This window comes from Actinomadura rugatobispora (assembly GCF_042656285.1).
GTDB classification, from domain to species: domain Bacteria; phylum Actinomycetota; class Actinomycetes; order Streptosporangiales; family Streptosporangiaceae; genus Spirillospora; species Spirillospora rugatobispora.
Map to the genome: position 1 here is coordinate 21,303 of NZ_JBHSON010000068.1, position 21,842 is coordinate 43,144.

At 74.7% G+C, this 21,842-nt stretch carries 20 protein-coding genes; 10 read left to right on the forward strand and 10 right to left on the reverse strand.

What is annotated here, in order from left to right; translation table 11 throughout:
- Positions 1-72 precede the first annotated feature (72 nt).
- The gene (locus ACFPZN_RS37535) at positions 73-255 is read left to right on the forward strand and encodes a hypothetical protein (protein WP_378287257.1); all 183 of its coding nucleotides are present in this window, start codon (positions 73-75) and stop codon (positions 253-255) included.
- Between the two features lie 283 nt (positions 256-538).
- Complete coding sequence (locus ACFPZN_RS37540) at positions 539-1,096, forward strand: LysR substrate-binding domain-containing protein (protein ID WP_378287258.1); 558 nt, start codon at positions 539-541, stop codon at positions 1,094-1,096.
- Here ACFPZN_RS37540 and ACFPZN_RS37545 read toward each other — a convergent pair.
- Positions 1,074-2,468 carry an alkaline phosphatase PhoX gene (locus ACFPZN_RS37545; protein ID WP_378287259.1) on the reverse strand — a complete coding sequence of 465 codons (1,395 nt, stop codon included), beginning with the start codon at positions 2,466-2,468 and terminating at the stop codon, positions 1,074-1,076. The genes ACFPZN_RS37540 and ACFPZN_RS37545 overlap by 23 nt on opposite strands.
- A 195-nt stretch (positions 2,469-2,663) precedes the next feature.
- On the opposite strand from ACFPZN_RS37545, the gene ACFPZN_RS37550 reads away from it, so the two are divergent.
- Positions 2,664-3,260, forward strand: coding sequence for a TetR/AcrR family transcriptional regulator (locus tag ACFPZN_RS37550; protein ID WP_378287260.1), 597 nt, complete (start codon positions 2,664-2,666; stop codon positions 3,258-3,260).
- On the opposite strand, the gene ACFPZN_RS37555 is transcribed toward ACFPZN_RS37550, so the two are convergent.
- Complete coding sequence (locus ACFPZN_RS37555) at positions 3,261-4,283, reverse strand: helix-turn-helix transcriptional regulator (protein ID WP_378287261.1); 1,023 nt, start codon at positions 4,281-4,283, stop codon at positions 3,261-3,263.
- A gap of 63 nt (positions 4,284-4,346) precedes the next feature.
- Between ACFPZN_RS37555 and ACFPZN_RS37560 the strand changes: the two genes are divergently transcribed.
- Complete coding sequence (locus ACFPZN_RS37560; protein ID WP_378287262.1) at positions 4,347-6,647, forward strand: ATP-binding cassette domain-containing protein; 2,301 nt, start codon at positions 4,347-4,349, stop codon at positions 6,645-6,647.
- A gap of 148 nt (positions 6,648-6,795) precedes the next feature.
- Positions 6,796-7,629, forward strand: a complete 834-nt coding sequence (locus ACFPZN_RS37565) for a hypothetical protein (RefSeq protein ID WP_378287263.1) — start codon at positions 6,796-6,798, stop codon at positions 7,627-7,629.
- Here the strand turns inward: ACFPZN_RS37565 and ACFPZN_RS37570 are convergent.
- Positions 7,619-8,986: a hypothetical protein gene (locus ACFPZN_RS37570; protein WP_378287264.1), complete on the reverse strand. Its 1,368-nt coding sequence runs from the start codon at positions 8,984-8,986 to the stop codon at positions 7,619-7,621. The genes ACFPZN_RS37565 and ACFPZN_RS37570 overlap by 11 nt on opposite strands.
- 4 nt (positions 8,987-8,990) lie before the next feature.
- Complete coding sequence (locus ACFPZN_RS37575; RefSeq protein WP_378287265.1) at positions 8,991-9,407, reverse strand: cupredoxin domain-containing protein; 417 nt, start codon at positions 9,405-9,407, stop codon at positions 8,991-8,993.
- 138 nt (positions 9,408-9,545) lie between these two features.
- On the opposite strand from ACFPZN_RS37575, the gene ACFPZN_RS37580 reads away from it, so the two are divergent.
- Genes ACFPZN_RS37580 through ACFPZN_RS37590 form a run of 3 tightly spaced genes read left to right on the forward strand, consistent with a single transcriptional unit; the run spans position 9,546 to position 12,497 of the window.
- Positions 9,546-11,435 carry a hypothetical protein gene (locus ACFPZN_RS37580; RefSeq protein ID WP_378287266.1) on the forward strand — a complete coding sequence of 630 codons (1,890 nt, stop codon included), beginning with the start codon at positions 9,546-9,548 and terminating at the stop codon, positions 11,433-11,435.
- Positions 11,436-11,443: 8 nt separating this feature from the next.
- Entirely contained in the window at positions 11,444-11,668 is a 225-nt protein-coding gene (locus ACFPZN_RS37585; RefSeq protein WP_378287267.1) for a hypothetical protein, read from the forward strand.
- Positions 11,669-11,678: 10 nt separating this feature from the next.
- Entirely contained in the window at positions 11,679-12,497 is an 819-nt protein-coding gene (locus ACFPZN_RS37590; protein WP_378287269.1) for an SDR family NAD(P)-dependent oxidoreductase, read from the forward strand.
- Here the strand turns inward: ACFPZN_RS37590 and ACFPZN_RS37595 are convergent.
- Positions 12,494-13,288: a TetR/AcrR family transcriptional regulator gene (locus ACFPZN_RS37595; protein ID WP_378287270.1), complete on the reverse strand. Its 795-nt coding sequence runs from the start codon at positions 13,286-13,288 to the stop codon at positions 12,494-12,496. The genes ACFPZN_RS37590 and ACFPZN_RS37595 overlap by 4 nt on opposite strands.
- Before the next feature lie 75 nt (positions 13,289-13,363).
- Between ACFPZN_RS37595 and ACFPZN_RS37600 the strand changes: the two genes are divergently transcribed.
- Together ACFPZN_RS37600 and ACFPZN_RS37605 are read left to right on the forward strand one after the other, a co-directional pair.
- Positions 13,364-14,407, forward strand: coding sequence for an ATP-binding cassette domain-containing protein (locus ACFPZN_RS37600; RefSeq protein ID WP_378287271.1), 1,044 nt, complete (start codon positions 13,364-13,366; stop codon positions 14,405-14,407).
- Positions 14,400-15,155, forward strand: a complete 756-nt coding sequence (locus ACFPZN_RS37605) for an ABC transporter permease (RefSeq protein ID WP_378287272.1) — start codon at positions 14,400-14,402, stop codon at positions 15,153-15,155. Before ACFPZN_RS37600 ends, ACFPZN_RS37605 begins: the two co-directional genes overlap by 8 nt.
- A gap of 64 nt (positions 15,156-15,219) precedes the next feature.
- Here the strand turns inward: ACFPZN_RS37605 and ACFPZN_RS37610 are convergent, their stop codons facing one another.
- From ACFPZN_RS37610 to ACFPZN_RS37630, 5 genes are all read right to left on the reverse strand, one after another.
- Complete coding sequence (locus ACFPZN_RS37610; protein WP_378287274.1) at positions 15,220-15,693, reverse strand: TIGR00725 family protein; 474 nt, start codon at positions 15,691-15,693, stop codon at positions 15,220-15,222.
- An 18-nt stretch (positions 15,694-15,711) separates the two neighbouring features.
- The gene (locus ACFPZN_RS37615) at positions 15,712-16,011 is read right to left on the reverse strand and encodes a 4a-hydroxytetrahydrobiopterin dehydratase (protein WP_378287275.1); all 300 of its coding nucleotides are present in this window, start codon (positions 16,009-16,011) and stop codon (positions 15,712-15,714) included.
- 100 nt (positions 16,012-16,111) lie between these two features.
- The gene (locus ACFPZN_RS37620; protein ID WP_378287276.1) at positions 16,112-18,187 is read right to left on the reverse strand and encodes an ArnT family glycosyltransferase; all 2,076 of its coding nucleotides are present in this window, start codon (positions 18,185-18,187) and stop codon (positions 16,112-16,114) included.
- A gap of 78 nt (positions 18,188-18,265) precedes the next feature.
- A complete protein-coding gene (locus ACFPZN_RS37625; RefSeq protein ID WP_378287277.1) occupies positions 18,266-20,482 on the reverse strand; it encodes a glycosyltransferase family 39 protein in 2,217 nt (738 codons plus the stop codon).
- Entirely contained in the window at positions 20,479-21,798 is a 1,320-nt protein-coding gene (locus ACFPZN_RS37630; RefSeq protein ID WP_378287278.1) for a bifunctional glycosyltransferase family 2/GtrA family protein, read from the reverse strand. The genes ACFPZN_RS37625 and ACFPZN_RS37630 overlap by 4 nt, the downstream gene beginning before the upstream one ends.
- Between the last annotated feature and the right edge of the window lie 44 nt (positions 21,799-21,842).

Sequence of the window (21,842 nt, forward strand, 5' to 3'; positions counted from 1 at the left end):
GGCGAATCCGGACCCATAGCACAAACGACTATCTTCTAGGGCCGACCCAGAAATGATTGATACCTTGCCGCCATGCTCGACCTCAACCGCGCCCGCGTCCTGCGCGAGGTCGCCCGGCTGGGATCGATGACCGCCGCGGCGCGCTGGCCGCCCTGCGCGCCCGCGGTCACCGTCTCCCTCACCGAGGCCGAACCGCCTGCCCTGGCCGCACGGCGCGCCGGCGACCTGGCCCTGGTGTTCGCCTACCGTTCCTAGGGACTGTGCATGAGTTGCTCAGCCGCGCGCCCCGAACGGTGCTGGGCGCACTGGTCCCCGGCGTACTCGACCCCGGGCCGGCGACACGCATCGCGTGCGTGGTCCGTTCCCGGGAGGCCGGTTCCCTATGCGACCTGGCCATGTGGGCTCGACAAGAGGCGACGGGGAGGCCCCAGACCATCACTCCGGTGGAAAGGGGCCCCGCACGCTGACATCGAACCCGGCGTCCCAGATCGCGCTACTGAAAGTACGGGGTTGAACACAAGCCGTCAAGTCGGATCACTTGATCGCCTGCGTTTTCACTCAACCGACCTCACACGACGCCGGATTCCGCGAGATCCCGCTGCGCGAGGACCCCGTCCGGCTCGCCGTCCCCGCCGCGCACCCGCTGGCGGGCGCCACCCGCCCCAACCTGGCCGACCTGGCCGAGGACACCTGGGCCTCGGGCTGCGAACGCTGCCGCGGCCACCTGCTGCGCGCCTGCGCCCGCGCCGGGTTCAGCCCCCGCATCGCCTTCGCCACCGACGACCACATCGCCGTGCAGCGCCTGGTCGCCCGCGGCCTGGCCGTCACCGCCATGCCCGCGCTGGCCTTCGCCCTGCACCGCGAGCCCGGGGTCGCCCCGCCGCCCTGCACCGGGCTGGGACGTCGCCGCATCACCGCGCTGGTGGCCGCCGGGCCCGTCCCCCCGGCCGTGGCCGCGCTGCTGGACGAGATCGTCACCGTGGCCCGCGACGCCCCGCCGACCGCGGCGGACCCGGGCGACACCGAGGACACCGGGGACACCGGGGACGCCGGGGACGGCGCGGGGGACGCGGTCAGCGGTGCCAGGGGCCGGTGACGGCGAAGGTCGTGCCCGGGTCGTAGACGTTGACGAACATCGTCCGCCCGTCCGGGGAGAAGGTCACCCCCGCGAACTCGCCCCACTCCGGCTCCTGCTCGGTGCCGGTGTTCTGCCGGTTGCGCGCCACCGGGTACACCGTGCGACCCCGCGTCACCCCGTACACGTGCTGCGCGCCGCCGCCGTCCTCGCACACCATCAGCCCGCCCTGCGGGGCCAGCGCGATGTTGTCGGGCGACTCGCCCGGCGTGTTCACATCGGTGTCCGGCCCGAACACGATCACCAGCGTCAGGCGCCGCGAGCGCGGCTCGTACGACCACACCTGCCCGAAGTGGTCGGCCTGCGACCCCTCGCTCCTGCGCGCGAAGCTGCACACGAAGTAGAGCCGGTCACCGCCCCAGTAGCAGCCCTCCAGCTTCTGCCCGTGCGTGATGCCGCCGGGCCCGAAGTCCTGGAAGCGGATCGGGGTCTGCTTGGCCAGCGGGTCGGGCACCGGGACCCACCGCACGTCCTTGAACGTGGTGCCCGGTTCCTGCACCACCGCCAGGTCGGTCACCCCCGGCACCCGCAGCGCCTCGAGCCGTCCTCCGGCGCGCAGGCTGCCCAAGCCGCCCCGGGGCTTGTCGGGGAGGAAGCGGTAGAACAGCCCGAACGGCTTCTCGAAGGCGTCCTCGGTCTCGTACACCACGCCGTCGCGCGGGTCGATCGCCACGGCCTCGTGCTGGAAGCGGCCCAGCGCCGTCAGCGGCACCGCGCCGCCGCGCTCGGGGCGGGCCGGATCGACCTCGAAGACGAACCCGTGATCCTTGGTGTAGCCGTTGGTGCCGGCCTTGTCCTCGCTCTCCTCGCACGTCAGCCAGGTCCCCCACGGCGTGGGGCCGCCCGCGCAGTTGACCGCCGTCCCCGCGATCGCCACCCGCTCGCCGCGGACCCGGCCGGCGGCGGAGACCTCCAGGGCCGTGCACCCGCCCTTGCCCTCGGGGTCGTAGGTCAGCCCCTCGACCGCCGGGACGCGATGCTCGGCGTCGGGGCGGTTCTCGTGGTTGCGCACCAGCCGCACACCGCCCGAACGGCCGCGGAAGGCGGCCATGCCGTCGGCGTGGCTGGGCACCGGGCCCTCGCCCGAGCGCAGCGGCTCGCCCTCACGCGACAAGATCCTGTAGCGGAAGCCGCGGGGCAGGTCCAGGATCCCGGCCGGGTCGGGCAGCAGCGGCCCGTACCCCGCCCAGCCGCCCGCCGGCCTCCCGGCCGGGGCCGCCGCCGGGGCGGCCGACGCGGTGCCGGCGAAGAGCTGCTCCAACGCTCCGGTGAAGGCGATGCCCGCCCCTACCGCGCCGCCGCGGCCCAGGATCTGACGTCGCGTGACGGACATGGCCCCTCCTTGCGCCAGGCTGTAACAGGGAGTTTGTAACACATGCTTCACTGCGTGTGAACCGCCCTCGAGCCGCTTTGTAGATCTTGGCCGAAGGATCCCCGGCCGAACGCGCGGCGGCCCCGGCCGGGCCCGCTACAGTTACCGAACCGGCATTCACAAACCTGCCGGTCCAACCCCGTGAGGAGCCCGGCCGTGGCGCGCCCCCGTACCACCAGCGACGAGGCGATCCTGCGCGCGGCGGCCCGCGTGCTGGGACGCCTGGGCCCCGGCCGCCTCACCCTGGCCGCCGTCGCCGCCGAGGCCGGGCTGGCCCCCGCCACGATCGTCCAGCGCTTCGGCTCCAAACGCGGGCTGCTGCTGGCGCTGGCCCGGCAGGCAGGCCCGGGCGTCCGCCGCTACTTCGAGGACGCCCGCCGCCAGGCCGCCCCGGGGGACGCGCCGCTGGAGATCCTGCACGCGGCGCTGGGCGCGATGGCCGCCACCGTGCGCACCCCCGAGGAGATGGCCAACAGCCTGGCCTTCCTCCAGCTCGACCTCGCCGACCCCGAGTTCCGCGAGCCGGCCGCCGTCCACTTCGGCATCGTCCGCGAGGAGATCACCGCGCTGCTGCGGGAGGCCGCCGCGACCGGCGGCCTGGCCCCCGGCACCGGCACCGCCGCACTGGCCCGCTCGGTCCACGTCGCCTACAACGGCGTCCTGATCGTCTGGGCGATGACCGGCGAGGGCGGCACCCTGCGGGAGGCCCTGCGCACCGACCTCGACCGCCTCCTGGCCCCGCACCGCCCCTGATCAGCCCCGCCCCTGATCAGCCCCGGCGGGCCCCTCGGACGCGGCGGAGCGCTCCGCGGAACGCTCGGCGGCGCGCTGCAGGCGGCGGCCCAGATCGCCCAGCCGCCCGGCCAGCTCCGGCGGCTCCCGCACCGTGAACTCGATCTCCAGGAACGCGATCCGCAGCGCCGTCCACTCCAGCGAGTCGGCCGCGGTGCGCAGCGTGCAGGTGCGCTCGTCGACCGGCTCCAGCTCCGTCCCCGCCACCCGGAACCGGTCGGCCAGCTCCGCCGCCGAGGCGTGCACCGTCAGCACGGCCTCCCGGACGGGCCGCGCCGCCGCCAGCGACCGCTTCACGAACGCCGCCGCGTCCGGCGCCGGCAGCGTCCGCTCCCCGCCGCGCACCCCGGTCGGCAGCGGCTCCTCCAGCCGGTCGACCCGGAACGTCCGCCAGTCCCCCCGGCCCAGATCCCACGCCACCAGGTACCAGCGCCGCCCCGCCGACACCAGCCCGTAGGGCTCCACCAGCCGGCGGCTCTCGGCGTCGCCCTTGTCCCGGTAGGCGAACCGCAGCCGCTCCCGGTCGCGGCACGCCGCCGCCAGCACCGTCAGCGTCTCGGGCGCCACGCTCGGCCCCGCCGGCGGCGCCGCGATCGGCATCGTGGCCGTCGCCAGCGCCCCCACCCGGCGCCGCAGCCGGTCCGGCAGCACCTGCTCCAGCTTGGCCAGCGCGCGCACCGAGGTCTCCTCGATCCCGTCGACGCCGCCGCCCGCCGCCGCGCCCCGCAGTCCCAGCGCGATCGCCACCGCCTCCTCGTCGTCCAGCAGCAGCGGCGGCAGCGCCGTCCCCGCCTCCAGCCGGTACCCGCCCAGCGCGCCCAGCTCGGCGCGCACCGGATAGCCCAGCCCGCGCAGCCGCTCCACGTCGCGGCGCACGGTGCGGACGGTCACGCCCAGCCGCGCGGCCAGTTCGGGGCCGGTCTGTTCGCGCCGGGCCTGCAACAGCGAGAGCAGCTGGAGCAGCCGCGCCGAGGTGTCGGTCACGCCCACCAGTATGCGATCGAAACAGGACCGATCCTGACCTGCTTGCCTCCTAGCGTGACGGTCATGACGCCGACCAGCGACGCCCCCGCCGTGCACCGCGACCACATCGTGATCAAGGGCGCGCGCGAGAACAACCTCAGGGACCTGTCACTGCGCATCCCCAAGGAGAAGATCGTCGTCTTCACCGGGGTGTCGGGCTCGGGCAAGTCCTCGGTGGTGTTCGACACCGTCGCCGTGGAGTCGCAGCGCCAGCTCAACGAGACCTTCACCTGGTTCATCCGCAACCGGCTGCCCAAGTACGAGCGCCCCGACGCCGACGTCATCGACCACCTCGCCCCCGCCATCGTGGTCGACCAGAAGCCCATCGGCGGCAACTCCCGCTCCACCGTCGGCACCATGACCGACATCTACTCGGTCATCCGGGTGCTGTTCTCCCGGTGCGGAGAGCCCAGCGCGGGCGACTCCTCGGTCTACTCCTTCAACGACCCCCAGGGCATGTGCCCCGAATGCGACGGCCTCGGCCGCGTCGTCCGCGTCGACCTGGACAAGTTCCTGGACACCACCAAGTCGCTCGACGACGGCGCCATCCTCTTCCCGCCCTTCGCCACCGGCACCTACCCCTGGCAGTTGGTCGCCGAATCCGGCCTGTTCGACCCCGGCAAGCCGCTGCGCGACTACACCCGGGAGGAATGGGACCTGTTCCTGTACGGCAAGGGCTTCCGGGTGCCGCGCCTCAACCACACCGGCTCGATGGGCCACAACGCCTACGAGGGCCTGGTCGAACGCTTCGAGCGCCTCTACATCAAACGCGACCTGTCCGCCCTGTCCGAACGCAGCCGGCAGGCCGCGGCCGGCGTGGTGTCCGAGCGCACCTGCCCCGAATGCGTCGGTGCCCGCCTCAACGCCAAGGCCCTGGCCAGCCGCATCGGCGGCCGCAACATCGCCGACCTGTGCGCCCTGGAGGTCGGCGACCTGATCGGCGCCCTCGCCGGGATCGGCGACCCGGTCGGACGGCCCATCGCCGCGGCAGCCGTCGAACGCCTGCGGCGCCTGGAGGCGATCGGCCTGTCCTACCTGAGCCTGGACCGGCAGACCTCCACCCTCTCCGGCGGCGAGGCCCAGCGGCTCAAGGTCGTCCGGCACCTGGGCTCCAGCCTCACCGGCATGACCTACATCTTCGACGAGCCCAGCACCGGCATGCACCCCCGCGACATCGGCCGCCTCAACGACCTGCTGCGCCAGCTGCGCGACAAGGGCAACACCGTGCTGGTCGTCGAGCACGACCCCGACGTGATCGAGGTCGCCGACCACGTCATCGACATGGGCCCGGGCGCCGGCACCCGCGGCGGCGAGGCGGTGTTCCAGGGAACGGTCGAGCAGCTGCGCGCCTCGGCCACCCTCACCGGGCGCTGCCTGCGCCGATCCGCACCGGTCAAGGCGGACTTCCGCGAGCCGTCCGGCTGGCTCACCGTGACCGGCGCCGCCCTGCACAACCTCAAGGACGTCACCGCGCGCTTCCCCGCCGGCGTGCTCACCGCCGTCACCGGCGTGGCCGGCTCGGGCAAGAGCACCCTGGTCTCGCGGGTGTTCACCGCCGCCCACCCCGAGGCGATCGTGGTCGACCAGTCGGCCATCGGCACCTCCCGGCGCTCCAGCCCCGCCACCTACATCGGGATCATGGACCCGCTGCGGCGGCTGTTCGCCAAGGCCACCGGCGCCGACCCCGGTCTGTTCAGCCACAACTCCAAGGGCGCCTGCCCCGACTGCGACGGCAACGGCGTCATCTTCACCGACCTGGCCTTCATGGACCCCGTCACCACCCTCTGCCAGGCATGCCACGGCACCCGCTACCGCCCCGAGGTCCTGCGGCACCGGCTGCGCGGCCGCTCGATCGTGGACGTGCTCGCCCTCACCGCCGAGGAGGCCCTGGACTTCTTCCCCGAGAAGACCCTGCACACCAGGATCCGCACGCTCAACGAGGTCGGCCTCACCTACCTCACCCTCGGCCAGCCCCTCAGCTCCCTGTCCGGCGGCGAACGGCAGCGCATCAAGCTCGCCGACCAGCTGCACCGCACCGGCCAGATCTACGTCCTGGACGAACCCACCACCGGCCTGCACATGGCCGACGTCGACACCCTGGTCGCCCTCCTGGACCGGCTGGTGGACGCCGGCAACACCGTGATCGTCATCGAGCACGACCTGGACGTCATCCGCCGCGCCGACTGGATCATCGACCTCGGCCCCGGCGGCGGCGAGCACGGCGGCCGCGTCGTGTTCGAGGGCACCCCCGCCCGCCTGCTGGAATCACCCGACTCCATCACCGCCGCCCACCTGCGCAAGGCCGTCCCGTCCGCCGGGGGCTGACGCCGGCCGGCCGGCGGGTCGAGAGTCGACTTTGGTCTATCGACGGTCGCACATGGGCTGATGCCCGCCCCGCCCGCCGCCGGGCAGGCTGCGTACAGGGCCCGCGTACGGGCCCGTACGCAGCCACCGCACCAGGGGGACGACTTCGATGGCCGCCAACGCCCGGGAACGCTGGGTGCTCGAACACAACGGGCGACGACTGGAGGTGGAGAGCCCGCCGGGCGGCTCCAAGCGGGAGATCCGCATGTTCGTCGACGGCGAGCAGGTCGCCGAGGAGCACGTCTCCGGCAAGAAGGCCGCCAAACTCACCCACGACGACCTCACCGTCAAGGCCACCTGGGACTGGCTCGGCCACCTCGGCATGGTCGCGCTCGTGCCCGCCTCCACCGACCTGGAGGTCAAGGACGTCCAGGACGTCAAGGACCTGGTCGCCCGCGCCGGCGAAACCTGGTTCACCCCGCCCGAGGGCAGCCGCGCCGCCCGCCGCGAGCGCCTGGCCCGCCGCTACCCCCGCCTGTACGCCTCGCGGCACGTCGCCGCCGCGGTCGCCAAGGTCCTCCTCCCGCTGCTGGGCATCGCCGCGCTCATCCGGATCCCCAAGCCCGACATCGACCTGCCCGAGGTGAACCTGCCCGACCCGCCGGACCTGCCGCGGCCCCGCATCCCGTGGCCCGACATCGACCTGCCCTCGATCCCGTGGCCGGACCTCACCCTGCCCGGCTGGGTCCAGGCGATCCTGGAGACCGCCAAGTACTGGGGCCCGATCACGGCGGCCGTGTTCATCGCCGTCCAGGAGTACCAGCGCCGCAAGAAGCAGCGCGAGAAGGCCGCCGAACGCGCCGCCGCCGCTCAGGACCCCGCGGGCGGGCAGCCCGGCGAGCGCGAATCCGACACGGGCAAGGACGACGAAGGCGAGACGGACCGGGAAGGGGAACAGGAAGGGGAACGGGAGACCGCGCCTTCCCGGAACCTCAACCGCTGAGCAGCGCGAACAGGCCCGCACACGTCAGCGCGACCATCACCGCCGCCACCGGCGCCTGACCCGGCCGCGCGCGTTCGCGCGGCCGGATCCGCAGCGCCAGGTCGTGGGCGGCGATGGTCGCCGCGATATGCCCCAGCACGATCGCGTTCACCTGCACCTGCGCGGTCAGCGTCGGCCCGGCCAGGTCGTGGTCGATGCGGTGCCCGGTCGAGCCCAGCAGGTTCCACCCGGCGCCGAACGGGTCGCTGGCCAGGATGAACGTCATCTGGCCCTCCAGCACGAAGAACGAGAAGTAGTGCGCGAGGCTGTAGCCCAGCGCGATCGGCAGCAATGTCGCGGCGAAGCGCCCCGGCACGGCCGCCCCCTCCGGCTCCCCGGTCAGCGCGGCGCTCAAGCGCATCGCCGCCACGTACAGCGCGGCGACCGCGCCGATGGAGCACGCCAGCCCCAGCGACCCGGCCGCCACGCCGCCCGGGTCGACGTTGTCGCGCCAGAAGGTGGTGCGGGTGACGCCGTCGAACCCGGTCGAGCCGATCAGCACGCACGCCACCGCCACCAGCCCCGGCTCGGCGGCGCCGCCCACCAGCCCGGTCAGGGGTGTGCGCAGCACCAGCGCGCCGTCACCGCGGCGGCCCAGCGGGGCCATGCGCGCCAGCAGGCTGGAGTAGACCTCGAACCCGTCGCCGCGCGTGAACCACTCCCGCCCGTACACCTGCGCCAGGGTCAGGTTGACCGCCGCGTACGCCAGGATCAGCCACCCCACCAGCCGGGGATCGGAACGGCCGGGCGCCACCAGCTCCAGCCACACGAACGCCGTCAGCCAGCAGGCCGCCGGCCAGTACCCCAGCCGGGCCGGCGGCGTGCGGCGCCCGCCGACCGGGTCGGTCCCGGTGAGGCGGCACAGGACGGCGTGCAGCGTGCGGAGCGGGTTGACGCGCCTCCACACCGGCCCCAGCAGGACGCTCGCGGGCACGAGCCCGACCCAGAACGTGACGTACAGCGCCCAGGGCGCCAGGTTGGCCTTCTCGCCGGGCGGCCCGCCCAGCGCGACGGCCACCACGAACACCGCCGCCGCCAGCGCCGCCGCCCGTCCGGCGCGGGCGAGGGCGGCCGAGTCCAGGACCCGCGCCGGACCGGGCGGCAGGGGACGCCCGCCGTCCGAGCGCAGCCGCGGCCGCTTCCAGGCGACCGTCAGCACCAGGAAGGAGGCGGCGACCGCCGTCCCGCCGCCGATGATCGCGGCCACCGCGTCCAGCGGGAGGTCGGTCCGCCCGCCCAGCCCGTGCGCCAGCACGCCCTCCACCAGGGCGGGGCCCGCCGCCCCCGACGGCGTCGCCGCCTCCGTCAGTACCGGCACGGCGTCAGCCCACCTGCAGTTCGAACGCGCGGGCGCCGGAATGGTGCAGCTCGGCCTCGAACACCCCCGGCGTGTCGGCGACCAGCCGCAGCGTGCCCGCCCGGCCCGGCCGCAGCGCCAGCGTGCGGTCGTAGCCGTGCACGTGGAACTCCTCGGCGGCGTCGCTGGTCACGGTGATCTCCACGGTGGCGCCGCGGCGGACCTTCACCCGGCCCGAGGCGGTGCGGGCCTTCCCGTCCGCCACGGTGACCGCGATCCGCGTGACCTCGGCGGGACTCGCGCTCGCGGTGGACCGGCCGGCCGTCGGCGACGCCGCGGGGCTCGAGCCGGTCCCGGCGGGCTCGCCGCATGCCGCGGCGGCCCCCGGCAACGTCGCCGCGGCCACCGCGGCCACCAGTACCCGTCGCACAGCCGCCCTCATGCCTCTCCTCCCGGCCGGGTGTTTCACACCACAAAACGTGACACTAGACAATGACACATTCAAAGATGACATACTCCGGCCAGGGGCGGTCCACACCGCTTCCGACCGCAGGACCGTAGGACGGCAGGAGGAGCATCCGTGTGGGATCGAGCGACGTACACCGGCGGGGACGGCCGCGCGCTGTGGCTCGCCGCCGCCCCCGTCCAGGCCCTCCGCGAGGAGGCCAAGCCCGCCGGCGGAGCGGCGCTCGACCAGATCCTCATCGCCTCCGGCGGGGCCGCGCTGCTCACCGCCGCCCTGCTCGTCCTGGGCTGGGGGCACCGCACCGGGCGGATCACGCTCCTCACCCGGCTGGCCGCCCTGTCCGAGCGCGGCGTGGGCCGGGGCCTGCCCGGCTGGGCCGCGCTGCCCGCCACCGTGTCACTGCTGTCGCTGGTCACCGCCCTGCTCGGGATGTACTGGGACATCTCCCTGCACATCTCGCACGGCCGGGACGAGGGCCCGCTGGCCAACATCGCCCACTACCCCATCCTCATCGGCCTGTTCGGGATCTTCACCGCCGGAGTGCTGGCGATGGTGCTGCCCCGCGGCGAGCGCCCCGGCCGCGCCGCCGTCCGGATCACCCGTGACTGGTACGCCCCCGCCGGCGGCGTCCTGCTGGCCGGGGCCGGGTTCTACGCCCTGCTCGGCTTCCCCCTCGACGACCTGTGGCACCGCGTCTTCGGCCAGGACGTCACCCTGTGGGGCCCCACCCACCTGATGCTCATCGGCGGCGCCGGACTGTCGCTGGTCGCCATGATGATCCTGGAACGCGAGGGCCGCCGCGCCTGGCGCGGCCCCGCCGCCGACCAGCCCTCCGGCGCCGCCCGGTACGTGCGGCGCGGTATGCACGCGGGCGGCCTGCTGATCGGGCTGTCGGTGTTCCAGGCCGAGTACGACTTCGGCGTCCCGCAGTTCCGGCTCGTCCACCAGCCGCTGCTGATCGCGCTGGCCGCCGGGTGCGCGCTGGTCGCCGCGCGGCTGTGGGTCGGCCGGGGCGGCGCGATCTTCGCGGTGCTGTTCTACATGCTGATCCGCGGCGGGGTGTCGGTGCTGGTCGGCCCCGCGGTGATCGGGGAACTGCTCGCCTCGGTCCCGCTCTACTTCGCCGAGGCGCTGTGCGTCGAGCTGGCCGCACTCGCCCTGGCCCGCCGCCCGCTCGCGCTCGGCGCGGTGAGCGGCGTGCTGATCGGCACCGCCGGGTTCGCCGGGGAGTACGCCTGGAGCCAGGCCGCCTTCCGCCTGCCCTGGACGGGCGACATCCTCGCCGAGGGCATGATCATGGCCGTGGCCGGCGGCGTCGCCGGCGGCCTGTGCGGGGCGATGCTGGCCGAGGGACTGGAAGGACGGCTGCCCCGGCCCGCGGTGTCGCGGACCGCGTTCGCCGCCTCCCTCGTGGGCGTCGCGGCGGCCGTCGCCAACGGACTGGTCATCGACGTCCCCCAGAACGTGCGGGCCCAGGTCGAACTCACCGCCGTGCAGGGCACCGCCGCCGACCGCACCGCGCACGCCCGCATCGTCCTCTCCCCGCCCCGCGCCGCCGACGGACCCGCGTGGGCGGTCATCACCGGCTGGCAGGGCGAGGGCCTGCACGTCGAGCCCCTGGTCAGCGAGGGCGGCGGCGTCTACCGCACCAGCGCCCCCATGCCACTGCACGGCCAGTGGAAGACCCTGATCCGGCTGCACGACGGCCGCTCGATGGCGGGCGTCCCCCTCTACATGCCCGCCGACCCCGCCATCGGCGCCCGCGCGCTGCCCGCCCCGCAGTCCTTCGACCGCCCCGCCCAGAGCGAACGGACGATCCTGCAGCGCGAGCTGAAGACCGGCGTGCCCGGCTGGCTCTGGCTGGCCTGCTCCTCGGTCGTGCTCGCCTGCACCCTCGCGCTCATCCTCTCGCTGGGCTGGGGCGTGGCCCGCGTCTCCCGGTCGCTGCGGCCCGAGCCGCCCGCGCCGCGCTCCCCCGGGACACGGGAACGGGCCGGCGCATGACCGGCGGCGTGAGCGGCGCGAGCGGCGTGCTGGCCACGCACCCGCTGGTCAGCGCCGTCCCGTTCTTCGTCCCGACGTTCGTCGTCGTCGCCGTGATCGCCGTCATCGTCTGGCGCGACCGCCACCGCGACGACGATGACGGCGATGACGGCGATCCCGACCCGACGCCGGAGCCGGACGCGCGCGGGAGCGGGCACGGCGACGGCGCCGATCACGCGGGCGCGGACGGCTAGGGTCGGGGCCATGACCGCGCCCTCCCCGCCGCCGGCCTCGTCCCCGTCGTCCGCCTCGTCCGCCTACCTGGCGCGGCTGTTCTCCCTGGAGGGAAGGGTCGCCCTCGTCACCGGGGGAAGCTCGGGGATCGGCCGGGCCATCGCCGAGGCCCTGGCCCGGGCGGGCGCCGGCGTCGTGATCGTCGCGCGGCGGGAGGCCGAGCTGGCCGCGACCGTCCGCGACCTGGAGTCGCACGGCTGCCGTGCCGCCTGGGTCAGCGCCGACCTGGGCACCCGGGAGGGGGTGGCCCGGGCGGCCGAGGAGGCGGCCGGCGTCTTCGGCGAGCCCGACATCCTGGTCAACTCCGCCGCGGTCAACCTGCGGCCCCCGATGGGCGAGCTCGGCCAGGACGTCTGGGACACCACCATGGCGGTCAACCTGCAGGCCCCCTACCTGCTCGGGCAGCGGTTCGGGCCGGGCATGGCCGAGCGCGGCTTCGGCAGGATCATCCACATCACCTCACAGCAGGCCTACCGGGCGTTCGTGCAGAGCGGCGCGTACGGGGTGTCCAAGGCGGGCCTGGCCGCGCTGGCCCGCTCCCAGGCCGAGGCGTGGTCGCCCCACGGCGTCACCTGCAACGCCCTGGTGCCAGGCTTCGTCATGACCCCGCTCAACGCCCGGCTCTCCGACGACCCGGAGACGGTCGCCGCGCTGGCCGCCCGCACCATGGTCGGACGCAACGGGCTGGCCGAGGACTTCGCGGGCGCGGCGGTGTTCCTGGCCGGTGCGGCCTCCGGCTACATCACCGGGCAGGCGCTGTTCGTCGACGGCGGGCTGTCGGTCCACTAACCCCCGCCTCCGCAGCGGCGCACCAGCGCCTCCAGGCCGTCCATCAGGATCTCCAGGCCGAAGACGAAGTCCTCGTCGGGCCCTCCCACCCCCTCGAAGAACACCCCCTCCGCGACGATCGCGCGAAGCTCCGGGAAGTGCCCGGGGTCGGCGAGCCGTGTGAGCATCGCGCCGTAGTCGCCGATGACCTCCGCCTCGGTGGTGCTCGCCGCCTGGAACGACGACTGCAGGTCGTGGAACAGCGAGACCTCCGACCGGACGAAGTTGCTCAGCAGGATCAGCAGCGAGATCCGCGGCCCCGGGGGCAGGCCCATGCCGCGCATGGCGCCCAGCCCGGCCTCCATCCACCGCACGTTGTTGGGCATGATCGGCGGGCCGGTGATCGGCGCGCGCAGCAACCACGGGTAGCGCCCCAGCGCCTCGCGCAGCGCCCGCACCCAGGCCGACAGCGCCTCGCGCCAGCCCGCCTCGGGGTCCGGCAGCGGCGGCGGGGCGCCCAAGACCTCGTCGGTCATCAGCGCGAGCAGGTCGTTCTTGGACGGCACGTACCGGTAGAGCGCCATCGTCGACACGCCGACCTCCGCCGCGACCCGGCTCATGGAGACCGCCTCCAGGCCCTCGGCCGAGCCGATCCGCACCGCCGCGTCGATGATCCCCTTCAGCGTGAGCGCGCGCTTGGGCCCCTTGCCGGGACGCTCCCGCAGCCCCCAGGCCAGTTCGATGCCCTCCGGCAGCCCTGCGCCGTTGTCCTCGCCCATCGCGTCCTTCGGATCGGAGTTGACCGCGCCCACCTGTGCGTGTATACCCTACGCAGTACCGCGTAGCCCATACACAATAAAGCGTACGCCATACACGGAAGGCCGCCCATGAGCGAACCACCAGCCCAGACCGCCGTCGAGACGACCGGGCTGCGCAAGTCCTACGGCTCGATGACCGTCCTGGACGGCATCGACCTGCACGTCACCCGGGGCAGCGTGTACGCGCTGCTGGGCCCCAACGGCGCGGGCAAGACCACCACCGTGCGGATCCTGTCCACTCTCACCCCGCCCGACGGCGGCACCGCCCGCGTCGCCGGCCTGGACGTCGTCGCCCAGCGCAGGCGGGTGCGCCGCGCCATCAGCCTCACCGGCCAGTACGCCGCCGTCGACGAGCTGCAGACCGGCGAGGAGAACCTGCGCATGATGGGACGGCTGCGCCGCCTCTCACGCGCCCAGGCCCGCCGCCGCGCCGCCGAACTGCTGGAGCGCTTCGACCTCACCGAGGCCGCCGGGCGCCGCGTCGGCACCTACTCCGGCGGCATGCGCCGCCGCCTCGACCTGGCCGCCGGCCTGGTCACCGAACCCGCCGTGCTCTTCCTGGACGAGCCCACCACCGGCCTGGACCCGCGCAGCAGGCGCGCCATGTGGGACGTGGTCACCGACCTCACCGCCGGCGGCGTCACCGTCTTCCTCACCACCCAGTACCTGGAGGAGGCCGACCGGCTCGCCGACCGCATCGCGCTGATGGACGCCGGCCGCATCGTCGCCGAGGGCACCGCCGCCGAACTCAAGAACCGCGTCGCGGAGCAGCGCCTCGACCTGGTCGCCACCGGGCCGAGCGCGTTCGACGCGCTGGCCGCCGCCCTCGGGCCGCGCGTCGCGCACCGCGACCCCGCCCGGCTCACCGTCGGAGTCGCCAGCGACGGCACGGCCGCGCACGTGCGCGCCCTGCTCGACGAACTCGACCCCGCCGGCACGGACGTGGAACGCTTCGCCGTCCACGACACCACCCTCGACGACGTCTTCCTGGCCCTCACCGGCCGCACCGCCACCAGCACCCCCGGCCCGGACGGCGGCCCGACCGACCCGAACCACCCGGACGAGCAGGACGCCGCGAGCACCGGCGCCGGCAAGGAGGCCACCGTTGTCTGAACTCGCCGCCTGGCCCGTCCTGGCCGGCCGCAGCCTGCGCCTGACCATCCGCAACCTGGACTCGCTGCTCACCGCCGTCCTGCTGCCCGTCATGGTGCTGCTGCTGTTCGTCTACCTGTTCGGCGGCGCCATCCAGTCCGGAACGCCCGAGTACGTCACCTACGCCGTGCCCGGCGTGCTGGTCATGTGCGCCTCCTACGGCGCCTCCATGACGGCCGTGATGGTCGCCTCCGACCTGCAGGAGGGCATCGTCGACCGGTTCCGCTCCATGGACATCGGCGGCCGGACGCTGCTGTCGGGCCACGTCACCGCCAGCGCGCTGCGCAACCTGTTCTCGGTCGTCATGGTCTTCTCCGTCGCGTTCGCCATCGGCTTCCGGCCGGGCGCCGGACCCGCCGCCTGGCTGGCGACCTTCGCCCTGCTCACCGCCTTCATCGTGGCCATGTCGGCGATCTCCGCGACCGTCGGGCTCCTGGCCCGCACCCCAGAGGCGGCCAGCGGCTTCACCTTCTTCGTACTGTTCCTGCCCTACCCCAGCAGCGCGTTCGTCCCGATCGAGACGATGCCGGACTGGATGCACGGCTTCGCCCGCAACCAGCCCGCCACCCCCATCATCGAGAGCGTGCGCGGACTGCTGCTCGGCCAGCCCGTTGGCGACCGGCCCTGGACCGCACTGGCCTGGTGCGCCGGGATCCTGCTGGTCGCCGCCGCGCTCTCGGGGGTGCTGTTCCGCCGCCGCACCCGCTGACCCGCCGCGCCACCGATCCGCCGGGCCCGCCCGGGCCCGGCGCCCGGCCCAGCCCACAGGCCGGTCAGTCCCACAGGCCGGTCAGGCGGACCGCCTCGGCCGGATCGGCCGCGTACCGGACGCCCGCGAGCGGCCGGCCGTCCCCGTCCACCACCCGCCAGCCCCCGAGCTGGACGACGGGGACCCGGCCGCGGCGCATCGCCATCGCCAGCTCCGACAGCGTCCCCCACGACCCGCCGACCACGATCACCGCGTCCGCCGCGTTCACGATCAGCGCGTTGCGGGCCTGCCCCAGCCCGGTCGGCAGCGCCACGGTCAGATCGGGAGCGGCCCCGGCCCGGTCGGCGCCCGACAGCACGCCCACCACCACACCGCCGGCCGACCGGGCACCGGCCGCCACCGCGGCCATCACCCCGCCGTAGCCGCCGCAGACCACCACCGCGCCCCGCCCGGCCAGCAGCCGGCCGACCTCGCGCGCCTCCGCCCGCTCCCGCCCGGTGCACTCGCCCGGCCCGCACACCGCCACCTGCACCGCCACCGGACGCGCCGCCCGGCCCTACGCGGCGTCGTGCCGGGACGCGATCGCGTCGATCCGCGCCGCCAGATCGAAGTCCCGGCTGGTCAGCCCGCCCGCGCTGTGGGTGGACAGGGCGAAGGTCAGCGTCCGCCAGCGGATGTCGATGTCGGGATGGTGATCGGCCTGCTCGGCGGCCCGGGCGACCTCCGTCACCAGCTCGATCCCCGCCATGAACGACGGCGCCTTCACCCGGCGGCGGATCTCCTCGCCGTCCCGCGTCCAGTTGGGCAGGTCCTTGAGACGGGCGGTGATCGCGGCGTCGTCGAGCAGTTCTGCCATCGTTTCCGTCCCTTTCGCTCGCGCTGCTTGCTCGCGCTGTTCGCTCGTGGTGCCTTCCCGTGGTCCCTTCCCTCCGAGTTCTACCTCACGCCCGGCCCGATCACGAGGACGGGGCGGTCAGGTCGTAGAGGGTGGTCCCGCCGACCGTGACGGCGGTGAAGCTGCGCTGCACCCACTCCGCGATCCGCTGGGCGGCGTCGCTGCCGCTCTCGGCGCGCCTCATCATCCCCATCGAGCCGCCGCCCACGAAGTAGTGGATCTTCCGGGCGGCCACCAGCGCCTGGAACCGCTCCAGCGTCGGCGCCGGATCGGTCCCGTTGAATCCGCCGACCGCCATCACCGGCCTCCCCGTGGCCAGCTGGTAGCCCGAGGCGCTGTTGGAGCCGACCGCCGCCGCCACCCAGGTGTAGGACGCCGCGCCGGCGTTGAGCATCGCGGTCACCTCGGCCGCGGGCTTGGCCGCGTTCAGCAGCCCGCCCGTACCACCGGCCCCTCCCGGGCCGCCGGGCATTCCCCCTCCGCGCCCCGGACGGGAGCCCGGGAACGGCATGCCGCCCTGGCCCATCCCTCCCGGCGGCGGCCCGGCGAACCGGCCGCCCGCCCCGTTGCCGCCGGGCCTCCGCACGTTCACGGGCCCGCGCCCTCCACCCGGTCCGAACCCCGTCGACGGACCCGCCGTGACGATCGCACCGGTATGCGGGGTCGCGGCGGTCTCCAGCGCGTACGCCGCGGGCCCGGCGAGCCCGCACACCACCGCCGCCACCGCGGCACCCGCCGCCGGCGAACGCGGCAGGCGACCGGCGCCCAGCAGCGCGCCCGCGCTCACCACCCCGGACGCCAGCACGATCGGGGCCAGCCCCGGATACCAGTCCCCGGTACGCCCCAGCAGCACGTACGCCCAGACCGCCGTCACCAGCACCACGCCCGCCAGCGCCGCCGACGCGGCCAGGCCGCGGCGCCGCTCCCACAGCAGCGCCGCGCCCATCCCCACCAGCGCCGCGATCGGCGGGGCCAGCGCCACCGTGTAGTACTCGTGGAAGATCCCCCGCATGAAACTGAAGATCACGGCGGTGAGCAGCAGCCAGCCGCCCCACAGCACCAGCGCCGCCCGGACCGGATCGGTGCGCGGGGCCCGCCGCGTCAGCCACAGACCCGCCGCCGGCAGCACGAGCGCCGCGGGCAGCAGCCAGGAGATCTGGCCGCCGATGACCGCGCCGAACATCCGCAGCGGCCCCGCGTCCTGGTCGAGGTTGCCCAGACCGCCGACCTCGTCGCCGTTCAGCCGCCCCAGGCCGTTGTAGCCCAGCGCCAGCTCCAGCACGCTGTTGCCCTGCGACCCGCCGATGTACGGGCGGGACGAGGCCGGCACCAGCGCCACCACCGCGACCCACCAGCCCGCCGAGACCACCAGCGCCGCCCCGGCCGCCACGAGCTGCCACAGCCTGCGCCGCACCGGCCCCGGCGCCGCGACCAGGTACACCAGCGCGAACACCGGGACCACCAGGAACGCCTGCAGCATCTTGGCCAGGAACCCCGACCCCACGCAGCAGGCCGCGAACACCAGCCAGCGGGTGCTCGCCCCCTCCTGCGCGCGCACCAGACCGTAGGCGCCCAGCGTCAGCAGCAGCACCAGCAGCGCGTCGGGGTTGTTGAAGCGGAACATCAGCGTCGCGACCGGCGTCAGCGCCAGCACCCCGCCCGCCAGCAGCGCCGCACCGGCCGGGAACCGCCGCTTGACCGTCGCGTACACCGTGCCGACGGTCGCCACGCCCATCAGCGCCTGCGGCACCAGGATGCTCCAGGGGCCGACCCCGAACACCCGCGCCGCCAGCGCCATCGGCCACAGCGCGCCCGGCGTCTTGTCGACGGTGATGGCGTTGGCGGCATCGGAGGAGCCGAAGAAGAACGCCTTCCAGCTCGTCGCGCCCGCCTGCACGGCGGCGGAGTAGAAGGAGTTGGCCCAGCCCGAGGCGCCCAGCCCCCACAGGTAAAGCAGGGCGGTGCAGGCCAGCAACCCCAGCAGCGCGGGCCGCGCCCACGGCGGGTCGTGCTCGGGCCCGCGCAGCGTCCTGCGCACCGTCCTGCGTGCCGTGCTTCGCAGGCTCGCCCGCGGGCCTCCGGAGGCGGACGCCTCGTCCCGGCCGCCCGGCAGCGCGCCCGGCAGAGTGGTCGTCATCGTCAGTTCCTTCGCGAGTACGGGAGGGGACGGGCCGGGCGGCGAAGTGGAACGCCGCGCCGGCCCGCGGTCTCAAGATCAGCCCAGCTTGTAGAGCCGGGCTCCGCTGCCACCGGACGCACCGGATGCTCCGGACGAGGCGGCGGAGGAGCCGCCGTAGGCGCTCGGGTCCACGAGGGTGCCGTTCTTCTGCACCCACGCGGTGACCTCCGCGCCACCGCCGCCCTGCCCGCCCGGGCCACGGCGGCCGTCGCCCTCGATGAGGATGTGGCGGAGCCTGCCGCTCTTGACGTACTCCTGCAGCTTGGCCACCGTCATCGCCGGGTCCCGGCCGGTGAAGCCGCCCATGGCGATCACCGGCTCCCCCGTCTCCACGATGACCGACGACGCCTGCTGGGCGCTGCTCACCGCCACCAGCCAGCTCGCGCCGCCGCGGTTCTCCCGCAGGTACTTCAGCATCCCGTCGCTCACCTGCCCGCCCGGACCGCCGCCGGTGCGACCGCCGACACCGGGAGCGGACCCCGGCGGCCGGAAGCCGCCGGGCATCGCCCCGCCCGGCATCGCGCCACCGGGAGCAGCGCCACCGGGAGCAGCGCCACCGGGAGCAGCGCCACCGGGAGCAGCGCCACCGGGAGCCAGGCCGCCCGGTGCCGGGCCGCCACCGGGCATCGGACCGCCGGGGAAGCGGCCGCCGCCCGGACGAGCGCCCGGACCGCCGAAGCCGGCCCCCGTCGAGGGCCCGGCCAGCGGATTGGTGCCGTTCACCCGCGACGAGGCCGCCGACACCGCGTACGCGGCCGGACCTGCCAGCCCCGCCACCAGCGTCAACGCCAGCCCCGCGACGACCATCCGGCCCCCGCGTCCGCGCAGCGCCCGCCCGGCGACCACGCCGAGCACCGCCAGGACGGTCACCGCGGCCACCGCCCAGCGCAGCCACGGATTCCAGTCCGGTGTACGGCCCAGCAGCGCGAACGACCACGCCCCCGTGATCGCCGCCCCCACCGGCAGCACCCACGCCCAGGCGGCCGAGCGCCGGTACGCGCCGTACAGCAGCACCGTGCCCGCACCCGCCAGCGCGCCGATCGCCGGAGCCATCGCCGTGGCGTAGTACGGGTGGAAGGTGCCCTCGGCGAAGCTGAACACCACGAAGTGCACCGCCAGCCACCCGCCCCACAGCAGCAGCCCGGCCCGCCCAAGGTCGGTGCGCGGCCGCTTCCACAGCAGGAGCAGCCCCGCCACCAGCGCGATCGCCGCGTACGGCAGCAGCCAGGAGATCTGGCCGCCGAGCGTGTCGTTGAACAGCCGCCCGGCACCCGCCGCACCGCCGAAGCCGCCGCCGCCCCCGCCGGGACCGCCGCGGACGCCCCCTGAACCGCCCCCCTCGCCGAAGATCCGGCCCAGGCCGTTGTAGCCGATGACCAGGTCCCACACCGTGCCGTCGGAGCTGCCGCCGATGAACGGCCGCCGATCCGCCGGGATCAGGTCGACCACGGCCATCCACCACAGGCTCGAGACCGCCAGCGCGGCACCGGCCGCGAGCAGATGCCAGACCCGGCGCAGGACCGGGGCCTTGGCCGCCACCAGGTAGGCCAGCGCCAGCGCGGGGACGACCAGGAACGCCTGGAGCATCTTGGTGTTGAAGCCGCAGCCGACGAAGAACGCCGCGGCCGCCAGCCAGCGCAGCCGCCCGGACTCCACCGCCCGCTGGCACGCCCACGCCGCCAGAACCAGCAGCAGGACCAGCAGCGTGTCGGGATTGTTGTCGCGGTTGATCGCCACGGTGATCGGCGTCAGCGCCAGCACCCCCGCCGCGATCAGCGCCGCCGGATGCCCGGACGCCCGCCGCACCGTCGCGTGCAGCACGGCGACGGCGGCCGCGCCCGCCAGCGCCTGCGGCAGCAGCAGGCTCCACGGGCCGAACCCCATCACCCGGGCGAACAGCCCCATCACCCACAGCGCCATCGGCGGCTTGTCCACGGTGATGAACGACCCGGAGTCCAGGGCGCCGAAGAAGAACGCCTTCCAGCTCTCGGTCCCGCTCCGCACCGCCGCCGAGTAGTAGGTGTTGGCGTATCCGTTGGCCGACAGGTTCCACGCGCACAGCACGAAGGCCAGCAGCACCACGGCCCACAGCGCGGGCCTGGCCCACCGCGGATCCTCGGGCCCGCCCAGCGCGAGCCGCCGCAGCGACCCCAGCGGTCCCGGCCGTCCGGCGGGTCCGGCGTGCGCCGCGGACTCGCCGCGGGCCGCCCCGTCACGCGTGCTCCCGATCGTGTCGGTGCCGGTGAGACTCATCGCACCTGCCCTCCCGTCACTTCCTGTCCACTCCGTCCGCTCGCCGCGTCGTGCGCGTCCCCGCCCGCCCGGCCGCGGCGGCCCAGACGGCGCGGGTGGAAGATCCACGCGCGCATGAGCAGGAACCGCACCAGCGTGGCGACGCCGTTGGCCGTCACCAGCGCCAGCACCTCGACCGCGCGGGAGGCGTCCGGCACGGTCGCGTGCAGCAGCGCCAGCCCGCCGCTGCTCAGCGCCAACCCGAGCAGGAAGGCCAGCCCGCCCTCGAGCTGCTGCCGGAACGCCCGCTCGGGGCCGGTGACCCCGAAGGTGAACCGGCGGTTGGCGGCGGTGTTGCCCACCGCGGTGATCACCAGCGACAGCGCGTTGGCCCACAGCGGGCCCGTCACCGTGCGCAGCAGCACGAACAGCACCAGCTGCGCCAGCGTGCTGACCACCCCGATGATCGCGAAGGAGGGCAGCTGCCGCGCCATCCCCGCCGGCAGCTCCGCGCGCGCCCCCGGCCGGGGCCGCCCGCCCACCGGGGCGCGGAACGCGCCGGTCAGCATCCGCCGCCCCACCCGGGCCATGCCCCTCAGGTCGTCCAGCGCCGTGCGCAGCACGTCGACGCGGCTGTCGGGATCGTCCACCCAGTCCACCGGGACCTCGTGGATGCGCAGCCCGTTGCGCTCGGCCAGCAGCAGCAGCTCGGTGTCGAAGAACCAGGCCTCGTCCTCGACCGCCGGCAGCAGCGCCTGCACGATCTCGGTCCGGGCCGCCTTGAACCCGCACTGCGCGTCGGAGAACCGCGCCGCCAGCGCCGTCCGCAGCAGCAGGTTGTAGGAGCGGGAGATGAACTCGCGCTTGGGACCGCGCACCACCGCCGACCCGCGCGACAGGCGGCTGCCGATCGCCAGATCGCTGTGCCCGGAGATCAGCGGCGCCACCAGCGGCAGGAACGCGTCCAGGTCGGTGGACAGGTCCACGTCCATATAGGCGACCACGTCGGCGTCGCTGTGGCTCCACACGTGCCGCAGCGCCCGGCCACGGCCCTTCTGCTCCAGCCGCACCGCCCGCACGTGCGGCAGCCGCGCCTCAAGCTCCTCGGCGACCCGCCACGTGGCATCGGTGCTGGCGTTGTCCGCGACGGTGATCCGGAACGGGTAGGGAAAAGTGGACTCCAGATAGTCGTGCAGGCGGCCGACGCTGGCCTCCAGCACGTGCTGCTCGTTGTAGACGGGAACGACCACCTCGACGAGGCGCCGCCGCCCGCCGCCCTCGCGGCGGTCCGGCTGCGCCCCGGCCGCGGCGGCCGGATCGGTGACCAAGTGGCTCATGCGACCAACCTCGGCCGCCGGCGTGGGAGCGGCCTAAGGCGATC